Origin of the sequence: Stenotrophomonas sp. TWI809 (assembly GCF_039673205.1) — a bacterium.
Classification (GTDB): domain Bacteria; phylum Pseudomonadota; class Gammaproteobacteria; order Xanthomonadales; family Xanthomonadaceae; genus Stenotrophomonas.
This window is the reverse complement of record NZ_JBDJLE010000043.1, coordinates 1-13,962: the sequence shown is the minus strand read 5'-3', so window position 1 is coordinate 13,962 and position 13,962 is coordinate 1. Positions and strand designations below refer to the sequence as shown.

The following is a 13,962-nucleotide window of genomic DNA, read 5'->3' as shown; positions in this document are numbered from 1 at the left end:
ATGCGCCATCCATGGCGCATAACGGTCCCGCCAACCCACCCACGCCCACCCTCTGACAGTTTGTCGGCTTGCATGGAACAACTACAAAGCGCCGGATCGGATTTGAGGCTGCCCTGCCCTCCGCCGAGGCGATCTGTCGGGGGCGAGCGCTGCCGTGCCCAGCCGGTACCGTCGGGCGCCAAGGATGGCGCCCGTCGAGCCCCCATGGACGGGTTTACGGCGCGTCCCGGCTGGGCATGGCAGCGCTCGCCCAGCACGGGGCAGCGAATAGCCGAATGCGGCGAGGGCAGCAGTGCCTGGAGCCGGCCAGCGGCCGGCACTACGCCGAATGAAGAAGGCCGCCTTGCGGCGGCCTTCTCTCTTGTTTCGGCAGGATCGCTTACTTCAGCTTGATCTCGCGCAGGCGCTCTTCCAGGAAGCCGTGGGCGGTGATCGGCTCCGGGTAGCGGCTCGGGTTTTCCGGGGTGATGCAGGTCGGCAGCACGTCGATCAGGAAATCCGGGTTCGGGTGCAGGAAGAACGGCACCGAATAACGCGGCTGGCGCGCCTGCTCGCCCGGGGGATTGACCACGCGGTGGATCGTCGAAGGATACACATGGTTGGTCAGGCGCTGCAGCATGTCGCCGATGTTGACCACGATGGTGTCCGCGTCCGAGGTGAACGGCACCCACTTGCCTTCGTGCGACTGGACTTCCAGGCCGGCCGCGCTGGCGCCGACCAGCAGCGTGATGAAGTTGATGTCGCCATGGGCACCGGCGCGCACGTTCGGGATGTTCTCGGCGGTGATCGGCGGGTAATGGATCGGGCGCAGGATCGAGTTGCCGTTGTTGGTCTTGTCCGCGAAGAAATCCTCCGGCAAGCCAATGTGCAGCGCCAGGGCCGACAGGACGCGCGAACCCAGCTTGTCCAGGGCCTGGTAGATGCCGTAGCCACGCTCGCGGAAGCCCGGGACCTCGCTCGGCCACAGGTTCGGGGCCATCACGTCACGGTACGGGGAGTCGTCCGGGATCTCGCGACCGATGTGCCAGAACTCTTTCAGATCAAAGTGCTGCGAGCCCTTGGCGGTCTCCACGCCGAAGGCGGTGTAGCCGCGCGCGCCGCCGCTGCCGGGCACGTGGTACTGGCGCTTGGTCTCTTCCGGCAGCGCAAAGAAGGCCTTGAAGACCTCATACGCCGCGTCGATATCGGCCTGCGGAATGCCGTGGTTGCGGATGCCAGCAAAGCCCCATTCGCGGTAGGCCGCACCCAGCTCGGCCACGAACGCGTCGCGGTCGGTGTCAAAACGGGTGATGTCGAGGGTGGGGATCTGGCTCACAGCGATTCCTGCTTGTTCATGGTGGTCGGTGGGCCAGCTGTGGCCCGGCTGAACATTGTGCCAGATCGGGCCAACCCCGCCACCGATACATTGATACAAACCGATACAATGCGCGCGCCCAGACGGCCAGAACGGGCCAACGGCGACGCTCCCGCGCCGCCCCCTTTACTCCCAGCGTCGCCCGGTCCGCCTCATGGATGCCCTGCCCTCTTCCTCATCGCCAATGGCGTTGCGCTGGCTCGCGCCGGCAGGGCCCAGCCTGTGGCCGATGGACCCGCATGACCTTCCACCCACGGCACCGCACAGCGCATGGGATGCGCTGGTGCGATCCCGCAGGCAATGACGATGGCCGCCCGCGCAGGCCGCGGGCGCTTTTCCACACATGGACTGTCCACCGATGAACGTGCCACTGAAAATTCTCCATACCGAGGCTGCCAAGGGATTTGGCGGGCAGGAGATCTACATCTATCGCCACATGCTGGCCATGCGCGAGCGCGGCCATGACGTCTCCCTGCTCTGCCAGCCCGGCGCCCGCCTGGGCGAGATGGCGCGCGAAGCCGGCTTCACCGTCCACGCGCTGAAAATGGGCGGTCTGCTGCGCATGCTGCGGGGGATCTGGTCAGTCTCGCGCCTGGTGCGCCGCCAAGGCTACGACGTGGTCAACACCACTAGCCGCCGCGACAGTCTGATCGCCGCTGCCGGTGCACGCCTGGGCGGCACGCCCCTGGTGGTGCGCTCGCGCCACCTGATGAGCCCGATCAACTCGCTGCTGACCTACACCGGCCTGCCCCATCGGGTGATGACGGTGAGCAGTTTCGTGAAGAAGCTGATGGTCAGCCGCGGCATCGAGGACGCGCACGTCGGCATCGTCCCGCCGATCGCGGTACCGCCGCAGTGGTCGCAGATCGCCAAGCGCGATCCCTGGCAGTGCCTGCAGGACACCCGCGCGGACGTGCGCGCGGAGCTGGGCTTCAACGACGAACAGATCGTGGTCGGCTGCGTCGCGGTGCTGCGCGAACCCAAGGGCCACCTGGAGCTGCTGCAGGCCATGGCACCGCTGTGCCGCGCCGATGCGCGGGTGCAACTGGTGATCGTCGGCGACGGCCAGCCGGTGATGGACCGCCTGATCGCCCTGCGCGAGCAGCTCGGCATCGCCGCCCAGGTGCACTTGCTGGGCTACCGCCAGGGTGCTTGCCGGCTGATGACCGGTTTCGATATCTTCGCCCTCGCCACCCACAAGGAGGCAGCCGGCACGGTGTTTCTCGAAGCGGCGTACGTCGGCGTGCCGATCGTCGCCACGCGCGTGGGCGGTGTGCCGGAGATGGTGGTGGAAGGCAGTAACGCCCTGCTCGCGCCACTGGGCGACCAGGCTGCGTTGACCAACGCACTGCGCACCCTGATCGAGCAGCCCGACCGCCGCCAGCAGATGGGCCTGGCGGGCTGGGAGTGGATGCGCAGCGCCCACCGTTTCACCCCGACCGGTCACACCGAAGCGACCGAACACTATTACCACCAGTGGTTGAAGGAACTGGGCCATGGCCAACGCTAGATCCGTCCCGGTGCTGATGCACCACCATGTCTCCCCCTCTCCGGGGATGATCACGGTGTCGCCGGAGAACTTCGAAAGCCAGATCGCCTGGCTGGCGGCCAACGGCTGGACCTCACTGACGCTGGACCAGTACGCCGACTTCCTGGCCGGCAAGCCGACCCCCGCCAAATCGATCGTGATCACCTTCGATGACGGCTACCTGGACAACTGGGTGTACGCGCACCCGATCCTGGCCAAGTACGGGATGCACGCCGTGGTGTTCGTGGTCACCGGCTGGATGGGCGAAGGCGATGTCCGCCCGCACGCCGGCCAGCCCGGCGCCACAGTGCCCGCAACGCCGGACCATCGCGGCTGCGAGGCGGCGATCCTGCGCGAGAACCGTCCGGACGAGGTGATGATGCGCTGGAGCGAAGCGCGCGCGATGATCGCCGCCGGCACGTTCGAGGTGCACTGCCACACCCACACGCACACGCGCTGGCTCAAGCAGGATATCTCCCGCGAGCACAAGCGGCAGGGCATCAGCGGCGACCTCTCGGTGGCACGCGAAGTACTGCAGCAGCAGTTGGGCGCGGTCTCGGACACGCTGTGCTGGCCGTACGGCGATTTCGACGAGGACTACGTGCAGATCGCACGGGCACAGGGCTTCAAGTACCTGCACACCACTCATCCGTTCGGCCGCAATGTGGTCGGCGGCGATCCGGGACACATCTACCGGTTCGCGATCCGCAACCGGCCGGCGAGCTGGCTGCGCAAGCGCATCGCCTACAGTTACCACCCGTTGATCGCCCCCCTGTTCAACCGCTTCAAGGCGAAGAAAAAGAAGATGGTGGCGGGGCCGTAACGCGCCACCGCGCTGCAACGAAAACGCCCCGGTCTCCCGGGGCGTTTTCAGTTTCCGGCATCACTGCATGGCTCAGGCCGCGGCAGCTGCCTTCACCGCTGCCGAGAGGCTGTCCAGCGTGGACTGCATCAGCTCGGCGCTGTCTGCCTCGACGGTGACGCGCACCACCGGCTCGGTGCCCGACGGGCGCAGGAACGCACGGCCGCGCCCCTTCACTGCCTGCTGCGCAGCCGCCAGCGCGGCCTGCACGCTCTCGGCCTGCACGGTGGCCTTGGCCGCGCCCTGCAGACGCACGTTGACGGTCTTCTGCGGCACCTTGTTGAGCACCGACAGCACCTGGCGCAGCGAGGTCCCGTCACGGCGCAGCACTTCCAGCACCTGCAGCGCGCTGACGATCGCATCACCGGTGGTGGCGCGATCCAGGCACAACAGGTGACCGGAGGCTTCGCCGCCGAGCACGCCGTTGTTTTCGACCAGGGCCTGATGCACGTAGCGGTCGCCGACGTTGCTGCGCTGGAACGGGATGTTCAGCCGTTCCAGTGCCTGCTCCAGGCCGAAGTTGGTCATCAGCGTACCGACCACCGGGCCATGCAGGCGACCACTGCGCTGCCAGGCCTGGGCCAGCACGAACAGCAGGTCATCACCATCGACCGGGTTGCCCTGGTCGTCGGCCATCAGCACGCGGTCGCCATCACCATCGAAGGCGATACCGAAATCGGCGCCGACCTCGCGCACTTTCGCCGCGAGATTGTCGATGTGCATCGAGCCGACGCCATCGTTGATGTTCAGACCGTTGGGCGCATCGCCGATGCTGACCACCTCCGCGCCCATCTCGCGGAACAGCAGCGGGGCGACGTGATACGTAGCGCCGTGCGCGCAGTCGAGCACGATCTTCAGCCCACGCAGATCGAACCCGCGCGGCACGCTGGCCTTGCAGAATTCGATGTAGCGACCGACCGCATCGCGCGCACGCATGGCCTTGCCCAGCCGCTCGGACTCCACCGTGGTGAACGGCGCATCGAGCGCGGCTTCCAGCGCCAGCTCGGTGGCGTCATCGAGCTTCTCGCCATCGGCGGAGAAGAACTTGATGCCGTTGTCGTAGTGCGGATTGTGCGAGGCGCTGATGACGATGCCCGCATCCGCACCGAGGGTGCGGGTGAGGAAGGCCACCGCCGGCGTCGGCATCGGGCCGAGCAGCTGCACATCGGCGCCGGCGGCGACCAGCCCGGCTTCCAGTGCGGCTTCGAACATGTAGCCGGAGATACGGGTGTCCTTGCCGATCACCACCACCGGGCGGTGCCCGTTGCGCTCGGTCAGCGCACGCCCGAGCGCATTGCCCAGGCGCAGTACGAAATCGGCGGAGATGACGCCCTCACCGACCTTGCCGCGGATGCCATCGGTGCCGAAATACTTGCGCGACGCCATCAGGCCGCCGCATCCGGTGCCGGTGCGGGCTGACGCGCCAGCATGGCCAGGAGCTCCGACAGGCGGTCGCGCATCTCGCGGCGGTCGCAGATCTGATCGATCGCACCGTGCTCGAGCAGGAACTCCGAGCGCTGGAACCCTTCCGGCAGCTTTTCGCGCACGGTCTGCTCGATCACGCGCGGGCCGGCGAAGCCGATCAGTGCCTGCGGCTCGGCGATGTTGATATCGCCCAGCATCGCGAACGAAGCCGACACGCCACCGGTGGTCGGATGGGTCAGCACCGAGATGTACGGCAGGCCGGCATCGCGCAGGCGACCCAGCGCGGCCGAGGTCTTGGCCATCTGCATCAGCGAGAACAGGCCTTCCTGCATGCGCGCGCCGCCACTGGCGGAGAAGCACACGTAGGGCGCGCCGATCTCCAGCGCCTTTTCCGCGGCCAGCGAGAAACGCTCACCGACCACCGAGCCCATCGAGCCGCCCATGAAGGCGAAATCGAAGGCCGAGGCAACCAGCGGGCGGCCCTTCATCAGGCCCTGCATGGCGATCAGTGCGTCGTACTCGCCGGTGTTCTTCTGCGAGGCCTTGATGCGCTCGCTGTACTTCTTCTGGTCCTTGAACTTGAGCAGGTCCGTCGGCCCCAGGCGCGCACCGATCTCGGTGGTGCTGTCCGCATCGAACAGCGCGGCCAGGCGCGCACGCGCGCGGATGGCCATGTGGTGGCCACACTTGGGGCAGACTTCCAGGTTCTCTTCCAGCTCAGGACGGTAGAGCGCGCTGCCGCAGCTGCTGCACTTCTCCCACAGGCCCTCGGGGACGCTGCGCTTCTTGCTGGGGACGTTGTCGGTGCGGATGCCAGACGGCATCAACTTGCTGAGCCAACTCATGCGGGATGCTACTTCCGTTCAGGGCGGCCCGGGGGCCGCAAAGGCGGACAGTCTAGCTCACCGTTTCCATGCTCGGGCACCCCCCGGCGGTTGCCGGGGGGCTGACGCAAACCATTCTGGTACGTACGTTTACGTGCTTCAGGCAGCGTCGAGGGCGCGTCGCAGCGGCGTGAGGAATGCCTGCGCGGTTGCCGCCGCGGCCGTGGCGTCGGGCGCCTCACCCAGCGCAGCCACCAGCGCACTGCCCACCACCACGCCATCGGCCTCCACGGCCATGGCCGCGGCACTGGCCGCATCCTTGATCCCGAAGCCGGCCACCACCGGCACGCTGGAGCGGCGGCGCAGGTCGCGCAGGCGGGCACTGGCGGCGCCGCTGTCCAGGCGCTCGGACGCACCCGTCACGCCGGCGAAGCTCACGTAATACAGGTAGCCCTGGGCCATCGCGGACAACGTATCCAGACGGGTATCTGCGGTCGTCGGCGACGCCAGCAGGATCAGTGCCAGGCCGGCCGCGGTGAAGATCTCGCGGGTTTCAGCCGCTTCTTCCGGCGGCAGATCGACCAGCAGGATGCCGTCCACGCCCGCGGCGATGGCGGACTGCGCGAAGCGGGCCGTGCCGTGGATCTCGATCGGGTTGAGATAGCCCATCAGCACCACCGGCGTGATGGCATCGTCCCTGCGGAACGCGGCGACGGTCTCCAGCACATAGCGCAGCCCTGCCCCACGGGCCAGCGCACGCTCGGAGCTGCGCTGGATGGTCGGGCCGTCGGCCATCGGGTCGGAGAACGGTACCCCGAGCTCGATCACGTCCGCACCGGCGGCGGCCAGTGCATGCATCACCGGCACGGTGGCCTCCAGGCCCGGATCACCGGCGGTGATGAAGGGGATCAGCGCCTTGCGGCGCTCATCGCGCAGGCGGGCAAAACAGGCATCGATACGGTCCACGGACATCTCAGGCACATCCTTCAATCAGTTCAACGGCGCCACTGGCGCCCCAGTACAGCTTCGATATCACCCCGTCGAAGATCTCCAGCCGGATCGCCAGATCCGAACCGGGGTCCTGCCAGGTCAGGTACTCGCCCGTTTCCGGGTCATAGGCATGCGGTGCGCGGGTACTGCCGGGCGGCAGGCGCTTGAGCGCGTCATCCAACGTCATGCCCAGCCGCAGCCCGAACGGCCCCGGCTGGGTAATGGCCTCGTAGGACTCCTCGATCGGGGCCAGCTCGAAGCGCTGCACGTGGTCATCCTCGACCATCATCGAGACGCCTTCGGGCAGGCTGCCACGTTCGTAGTACTCGCAGGCGCCGTTGGGCTCGCCTTCGCTCAGGCCGGCCGAATGCCACGGGCCATCGGCGGCGAGCTCGGTGAAGCGCTGCCCGATGAGCACATCGCCGGCATGATCCAGCGCGACCGAGACCACCGACGGCGCAGCGTCATCCACAACAGGCGCATCGACAGCCCTGGGCGCTTCCGGCGCGTCCTCGATGGGGCGGTTGGCAATGTCATCATCATTGCTCGCCAGCTGCCGCGCCGGCGCCACCGCGCCCACAGGCGCGGCAGGGGCCGGCAACACCGGCGGATCCGGCGGCGCGCAGCCGGTCAGGCCGACCACCATCAGCAGCGCACTTCCCTGGCGCAGCAGCGGATTCACAGAACGAGACCCTCGCGGGCAGCAATGGTATGTACGTCCTTGTCGCCACGGCCGGACAGGTTGCACAGCACCAGCTTGTCGCGCGGCAGCTCGCGCGCGATCTTGATCGCCTGGGCCACTGCATGACTGGATTCCAGCGCGGCCAGGATGCCTTCGCTGTGGGCCAACTGGTGGAATGCAGCCAGCGCTTCGTCATCGGTGATACCGACATACTCGGCGCGGCCGGCATCGGCCAGGAACGCGTGCTCCGGGCCGACGCCCGGATAATCCAGGCCGGCCGAGACCGAATGGGTCTCGGTGATCTGGCCGTCGTCGTCGCAGATCACATAGGTGCGGTTGCCGTGCAGCACGCCCGGGCGGCCGGCCGCGATGGAGGCAGCATGGCGACCGGTCTCGATGCCGTCGCCGGCGGCTTCGGCACCGACGATGCGCACGTCGCGATCATTGAGGAAGGCATGGAACAGACCGATCGCATTGCTGCCACCGCCAACGCAGGCGGTGATCGCATCGGGCAGGCGGCCGTAGTCGGTCAGCATCTGCGCGCGCGCTTCGCGGCCGACGATGGCATTGAAGTCACGCACCATGCGCGGGTACGGGTCCGGGCCGGCCACGGTGCCGATGATGTAGAAGGTGTCGCGCACGTTGGTGACCCAGTCGCGCATCGCTTCGTTGAGCGCGTCCTTGAGCGTGGCCGAGCCGGAGGTCACCGGTACGACGGTCGCCCCGAGCAGCTTCATGCGGTAGACGTTGATCTTCTGCCGTTCGATGTCGGTGGCGCCCATGTAGACCACGCATTCCAGGTCCAGCCGGGCGGCCACGGTGGCACTGGCCACGCCGTGCTGGCCGGCGCCGGTCTCGGCGATGATGCGCGTCTTGCCCATCCGCGCGGCGAGCAGCGCCTGGCCGATGGTGTTGTTGATCTTGTGCGCGCCGGTGTGGTTCAGGTCCTCGCGCTTGAGCAGGATCTGCGCGCCGCCGACCTGCTGGCTGAGGCGCTCGGCGTGATAGATCGGGCTGGGACGGCCCACATAGTGGGTCAGATCCTTGTCGTAGGCGGCGATGAAGGCCGGATCGCGACGCGCTTGGTCATAGGCGGCCGCCAGCTCCTGCAACGGCCCGATCAGGGTCTCGGCGACGAAACTCCCGCCGTAGCGGCCGAAATGGCCGTTGGCATCGGGGTAGGCGTGGAAATCGACGATGGGGGAGATGGGGGAAGCAGACATAGCGGGACAGCCGGTGGAGACAGGCTGCCAATTTAACGCACCTGTCATGACAGGAATATCGATAATATCTGCCACAACCTGTCAGGAAAACTCACATGACCGACGGACCGTTGCCCCCGCTCAATGCCCTGCGCAGCTTTGAAGCGGCCGCCCGGCTGGGCGGGGTTGGCCGTGCGGCGGAGGCACTGCATGTCACCCATGGCGCGATCAGCCGCCAACTGCGCCTGCTGGAGGAGCACCTGGGTGTCGTGCTGTTCCAGCGCGAAGGGCGTGGGCTGCGCCTGACCCGCGCCGGCGAGGATCTGCAGGCCGCCTGCGAAGGCGCCTTCGACCAGATCCGCGAGGCGGTGGTGGCCCTCAAGCGCCAACAGCGGCCCGAAGCGTTGGTGCTCGGCTGCAGCGGCAGCATCCTGGCGCGCTGGATGATTCCCCGCCTGCAGGCGCTGCAGAGCGCCCTGCCCCAGCTGCCGCTGCATTGGTCCGCGCAGGACGGGAGCTTCACCGCCGAACAGCAGGGCCTGGATGCGGTCCTGCTGCTCGCCCAGCCGCCGTGGCCGCGCGGCTGGCGGGTGCGGGAACTGGCGCCGGAGCGGGTGGGCGTGGTGGTCAGCCCGCAGCACCCGGCCGCGGCGCGGTTGGCGCATCAGCCGCCCTCCTCCTTGTTGGGCGAATCGCTGTTGCATACGACCTCACGCCCGCAGGCGTGGCCGGCCTGGGCCCTGTCGCATGGGCTGGCGCCGGCACAGCTGCAGCTGGGCAGCGGCTTCGAGCATCTGTATTACCTGCTGGAGGCGGCGGTTGCCGGACTGGGCGTGGCGATCGCGCCGGAGCCGCTCGTGGCCGATGAGCTGGCCGCCGGCCGGCTGCTGGCACCGTGGGGATTCGGCGCGACCGGGGGGTTCTGGGTACTGGCCACGCCGGAGGGCGCGGCGGACCCACGGGTGGATGCGCTGGCCGGGTGGCTGCAGGAGCAGCTGGCGGGATGACGCCGCCACGACCAACGGTCGTGGCCTACACGTGGGGCGGGCGGATCAATCCGCCTCGTGGCAATCGGCGCGACGCACTTCTTCGACGAACTTGCGCATCTTGTAGCCGTCCTTGATGCCCGGTTCGGATTCGATGCCACTGGACACATCCACACCCCACGGCAGCGTGGCCACGATCGCGTCGAACACGTTGTCCGGGGTGATCCCGCCGGCCAGCAGGAACGGCCGGTGCAGGCCGGTGGGCAGGCGCGTCCAGTCGAAGGCGACGCCGGTGCCACCGCCGCCACCGGGGGCATGACTGTCGAACAGGAAGCCGGCCGCGCTGGGATAACGCAGTTGCAGCTGGCGGGCGTTGACCTCGTCCTTGCCCCCCATCGCCACGGCCTTCAGGTACGGCATGTTGAAGCTGCGGCAGAACGATTCGTCTTCGTCACCGTGGAACTGCAGCAGGGTCGGCCGCACGGTGCGCAGCACTTCGCGCACCTCTTCCTTGGTGTTGTCGCGGAACAGGGCCACCACGTCCACCATCGGTGCGATCGCCTGGCGCATCGCGCGCGCCTCGGCCGGGGCGACCCGGCGCTTGCTCTCGCGGGCGAAGATGAAACCGACGGCGTCCACGCCGAGCTCGCCGGCCAGGCGTACATCGCCGGCACGGGTCATGCCGCAGAACTTGATACGGGTGCGGTAGAAGGAGCGGCTCATAAGGTGACCTCGGCAGGCAGCTGCCAGTTGTCGGGGTACAGGGGACCAACGAAGACCAATCCCTGCGGCGGAGCGGTCGGGCCGGCCACGGTGCGGTCGCGCCCGGCCAGCAGTTGCCCCATCCACGCGACCGGCTGCTCACCACAACCGACCAGGATCAATGAACCGACGATATTGCGCACCATGTGATGAAGGAATGCATTGGCCTGAACGGCGACCTCGACCACCTCGCCCTGACGGGTCACCGAGAGCGATTGCATGTGCCGGCGCGCATGCAGGGCCTCGCACTGCACGCTGCGGAAGGCGCTGAAGTCGTTCTCGCCCAGCAGGGCCTGCCCGGCCGCATGCATCCGTTCGGCATCCAGCGGCCGGCGCTCCCAGCTCAGGGTCTGCCGGTACAGCGCCGGGCGGACCTGGCGGTTGAGCAGACGATAGCGGTAGCGGCGCGCGCGCGCGGCGAAACGTGCGTGGAACTCGTCGGCCACCGGTACGCACCAGCGCACAGCGATGGAGCGCGGCAGGCGGGTGGTGGTGCCCAGCATCCAGCTGCGCGGATCGCGCACGACCTCCGTATCGAAATGCACGACCTGGCATTCGCCGTGCACGCCGGCATCGGTGCGCCCGGCACACACCACCTGGATCGGCGCATTGGCCACCGAGGACAGCGCGTCCTGCAGGCTGGCCTGCACGCTCGGGCAGCCACTCTCGCCCAACTGCTGCCAGCCCTTGAATTCGCTGCCGTCGTATTCCACGCCCAGTGCGTAGCGCATGGTGAACCTCTATGTTTTGGGGGGCCGGCGCAGGCGCCGGTATTGCATCAGACGGCGTCGCGCTCGGACCACACGGCCAGCTCGTTGCCGCCGGGCTCCAGGAACTGGAACCGGCTGCCGCCGGGGAAGGCGAACACCGGCTTGATGATCTGCCCGCCCTGGGCCAGCACGGCCTCGAGCATGGGCTGCAGATCATCGGCGTAGATCACCAGCAATGGCGCGCCCGCACCCGCCGCCGTCTGCGGCTCAGCGCGGAAGAAGCCGCCCTGGAAACGGCCATCGTCGAAGGCGGTGTAGTCCGGGCCGTAATCCACGAACGACCAGCCGAACACCTGCTCGAAGAAGTGGCGACTGGCTGCGGGATCGCGCGAGGCGAACTCGACATAGTCCAGGCGGCGCTCACGGGCGGCCAGCGGGCGGGCGTCGCTCATCCCAGTCGCGCCAGCAGTTCGCGCGCCTCGGCCTGGCTGTGCGGGTCGGCGCCGACGGCCACTTCGTGCAGCAGCGTCCGCGCGGTCTCGGCATCGCCGAGGTCCAGGTAGGCGATGGCCAGTTCCAGTCGATCACGACCGGGGCTGCCGATCGGCGCGACCGGCGCGTTGTCGGCGACCGGGTCTGCACCCTCGGTGGTGTCGTCATGGGTGGCCATCACCGGCGCAACGTCGGCACCGAGGGTGTGATCGTCTTCGTCTGCCGGACGTTCGGCCGTCGCCGTTTCATCGGGGAATTCGAACACGCCCCGGAACGAAGGCTGCGCGGCGGCTTCCAGCGCATGGGCCGGCGGCTCGATCAGCGGGGCCGGCGCGCGGAACAGCGCCTCATCCACGTTCACGTGCTGCGCATCGGCCTCGATACTGTACGCAGACGCCGCCGTCGCCTCGACCTCCGGCAACACGGGTGCCTCGTCGGTCGCGGTGTCGCTCCAGCGAGGATCATCGAGGGGATCACGCGGATCGGCGTCGTGCGCGGAAGGCGCGAGCGGGAAGACCGGCTCGCGGCGCAGCCCGGCGTAGACGTCGGCCTCTGCAACGGCCTCTTCGTCAGGCACGCGCTGCACGTCCTCCTGCTGCGCTGCCAGTTCGTCCACATCGTCGGCCGCGGGGACGGCAGCAGCCAATGCCATGCCATCGAGCCCATCGCGCGACAGCGGCGGCAGCGGCGACGGCTTGCGGCGGCGTACCAGCGCCCATCCCCCGACTACCAGCAGCAGCACGACCAGGCCCAGCCAGTACCAGCCACCGCCGGCGCTGTCACGCGGGCCGGGTGCCTGCTCCAGGCCCTGTTGCGCAGCGGCCAGTTCGTTGTCCTTCAACGTGATCAGGGACTGCTGCTGGGCCTTGAGCTTCTCCAGCTCGGCCACGCGTTCGCGCAGTTCCTGGATCTCGGCATCGCGCGTGGCGACGTCTTCCTTGGCCTGTCGCAGTTGTTCGTTAGCCAGCATGTCGCCCTCGGTGCCGGCAGCGGTGCCGGTGGTTGTGCCTGCGGTGGTGCCGGCGGCGGCGACGGCCGGCGCGATTTCCAGGCGTGCGCCCTGGCCAGCAGCGGTCGGTGCGGCCGGTGCAGGAGACGGCACGGCGGCCACCCCGCTGTCGGCCGGCTGCGGGATCGCCGCGCGCGACTGCCGCCACTGCGCGGTGTGCTCGCGCACGATCGCCGCGGCCTGCTGGGCATCGATCCCGGCCAGGCCCTCGGCGCCCGGCGTACGCAGTACCGCGCCCTGCTTGAGCAGGTTCACGTTGCCACGGATGAAGGCCTCGGGATTGGCCCGCAGCAGCGCGATCATCGCCTGGTCGCGGTTGACGCCCTGCTCGCGCGCCAGCGAACCGGCGATCTGCGAGAGGGTCTGGCCACGCTGCACGGTGACGCTGCCATCGGCGGCGACGGGTGCGGCCGATGCTGCGCGTGGCGCGGCCGGGCGCGGCGTGGTCGCCGGTTCCGTACGGCGCGGCGGCGTGACGGCGACCGGCGCCGCCTGCGGTTCGGGCTCGCGGATGATGGCATTGGACATCGCGCCTGCCGGAGCCACGATCTCCGGCTCGGCCACGGCGGCGGCGCTGTTGGGCGCATCCACCAGGGCGGAGTATTCGCGGACCAGACGGCCCTGCCCCCAATCGGCTTCGATCAGGAAATTCAACGAGGGCGTCGCCACGGGCGCATGACTGCTGACGCGCACCACAGCGCGGCCCTGCGCATTGCGGGTCAACTCAAACTGCAGTTCGCTGACCAGTCCGGACGGCGGTTCCAGCCCGACCCGGGCGAAGGTCGCCGGCGAGGCCAGTGCAACGCGGAGGTTTTCCAGCTCGGACGGATCGGCGGAAATGACCGGGATTTCGGCCAGCAGGGGTTGGCCCGGTTTGGACAGCACCCGGATATCGCCCAGGCCCAGGGCCATGGCGGAACTGCTGGCCAGGGCCAGCAGCAGCGTCGACACATACTTGAGCGGACGCACTGCGCCCGGAGCCCGGTTCTTCATGGCGGCCAATATAACGGCTCCCCCCGTGATCGGCGATGTTTCAATGCGGGTGGTGGGGGGGAGACCCAATCCGCCCACCACCACCCCCAAAGCCCAAGGCGGCCACCACTTAGGCCCGCAGCAAGGCCATGAGGGGAGCGCCC

The 13,962-nt window shown here is 68.5% G+C and carries 13 protein-coding genes; 3 read left to right on the top strand and 10 right to left on the bottom strand.

The window, feature by feature from the left end; genetic code table 11:
• Nucleotides 1-379 precede the first annotated feature (379 nt).
• Nucleotides 380-1,315: a 2-oxoglutarate and iron-dependent oxygenase domain-containing protein gene (locus ABE472_RS18590; RefSeq protein ID WP_313208958.1), complete on the bottom strand. Its 936-nt coding sequence runs from the start codon at nt 1,313-1,315 to the stop codon at nt 380-382.
• A 397-nt stretch (nt 1,316-1,712) separates the two neighbouring features.
• On the opposite strand from ABE472_RS18590, the gene ABE472_RS18585 reads away from it, so the two are divergent.
• Nucleotides 1,713-2,864, top strand: coding sequence for a glycosyltransferase family 4 protein (locus ABE472_RS18585; protein ID WP_121038436.1), 1,152 nt, complete (start codon nt 1,713-1,715; stop codon nt 2,862-2,864).
• Entirely contained in the window at nt 2,851-3,705 is an 855-nt protein-coding gene (locus ABE472_RS18580) for a polysaccharide deacetylase family protein (RefSeq protein WP_313218983.1), read from the top strand. Before ABE472_RS18585 ends, ABE472_RS18580 begins: the two co-directional genes overlap by 14 nt.
• Before the next feature lie 72 nt (nt 3,706-3,777).
• Here the strand turns inward: ABE472_RS18580 and glmM are convergent, their stop codons facing one another.
• From glmM to trpB, 5 genes are all read right to left on the bottom strand, one after another.
• Nucleotides 3,778-5,130, bottom strand: a complete 1,353-nt coding sequence (glmM, locus tag ABE472_RS18575; RefSeq protein WP_088433292.1) for a phosphoglucosamine mutase — start codon at nt 5,128-5,130, stop codon at nt 3,778-3,780.
• Nucleotides 5,130-6,014 carry an acetyl-CoA carboxylase, carboxyltransferase subunit beta gene (gene accD / locus ABE472_RS18570; protein WP_070470925.1) on the bottom strand — a complete coding sequence of 295 codons (885 nt, stop codon included), beginning with the start codon at nt 6,012-6,014 and terminating at the stop codon, nt 5,130-5,132. The genes glmM and accD overlap by 1 nt, the downstream gene beginning before the upstream one ends.
• A gap of 138 nt (nt 6,015-6,152) precedes the next feature.
• Entirely contained in the window at nt 6,153-6,959 is an 807-nt protein-coding gene (gene trpA / locus ABE472_RS18565; protein WP_346463847.1) for a tryptophan synthase subunit alpha, read from the bottom strand.
• Nucleotides 6,960-6,966: 7 nt separating this feature from the next.
• Nucleotides 6,967-7,665 (bottom strand): hypothetical protein, encoded by a 699-nt coding sequence (locus tag ABE472_RS18560; RefSeq protein ID WP_346463832.1) that lies wholly within the window; start codon nt 7,663-7,665, stop codon nt 6,967-6,969.
• The gene (trpB, locus tag ABE472_RS18555; protein WP_346466774.1) at nt 7,662-8,888 is read right to left on the bottom strand and encodes a tryptophan synthase subunit beta; all 1,227 of its coding nucleotides are present in this window, start codon (nt 8,886-8,888) and stop codon (nt 7,662-7,664) included. The genes ABE472_RS18560 and trpB overlap by 4 nt, the downstream gene beginning before the upstream one ends.
• Before the next feature lie 95 nt (nt 8,889-8,983).
• Here trpB and ABE472_RS18550 point away from each other — a divergent pair, with 95 nt between their 5' ends.
• The gene (locus tag ABE472_RS18550) at nt 8,984-9,874 is read left to right on the top strand and encodes a LysR family transcriptional regulator (RefSeq protein WP_313208953.1); all 891 of its coding nucleotides are present in this window, start codon (nt 8,984-8,986) and stop codon (nt 9,872-9,874) included.
• A 45-nt stretch (nt 9,875-9,919) separates the two neighbouring features.
• Here the strand turns inward: ABE472_RS18550 and ABE472_RS18545 are convergent, their stop codons facing one another.
• From ABE472_RS18545 to ABE472_RS18530, 4 genes are read right to left on the bottom strand one after another with little or no spacing between them, the layout of a single operon-like run.
• Nucleotides 9,920-10,576, bottom strand: coding sequence for a phosphoribosylanthranilate isomerase (locus ABE472_RS18545; RefSeq protein WP_088433287.1), 657 nt, complete (start codon nt 10,574-10,576; stop codon nt 9,920-9,922).
• Nucleotides 10,573-11,346, bottom strand: a complete 774-nt coding sequence (gene truA, locus ABE472_RS18540) for a tRNA pseudouridine(38-40) synthase TruA (protein WP_313208952.1) — start codon at nt 11,344-11,346, stop codon at nt 10,573-10,575. Before truA ends, ABE472_RS18545 begins: the two co-directional genes overlap by 4 nt.
• 47 nt (nt 11,347-11,393) lie before the next feature.
• Nucleotides 11,394-11,777 (bottom strand): VOC family protein, encoded by a 384-nt coding sequence (locus ABE472_RS18535; protein WP_313208951.1) that lies wholly within the window; start codon nt 11,775-11,777, stop codon nt 11,394-11,396.
• Nucleotides 11,774-13,819, bottom strand: coding sequence for a FimV/HubP family polar landmark protein (locus ABE472_RS18530; RefSeq protein WP_346466773.1), 2,046 nt, complete (start codon nt 13,817-13,819; stop codon nt 11,774-11,776). The genes ABE472_RS18535 and ABE472_RS18530 overlap by 4 nt, the downstream gene beginning before the upstream one ends.
• Nucleotides 13,820-13,962: the final 143 nt, after the last annotated feature.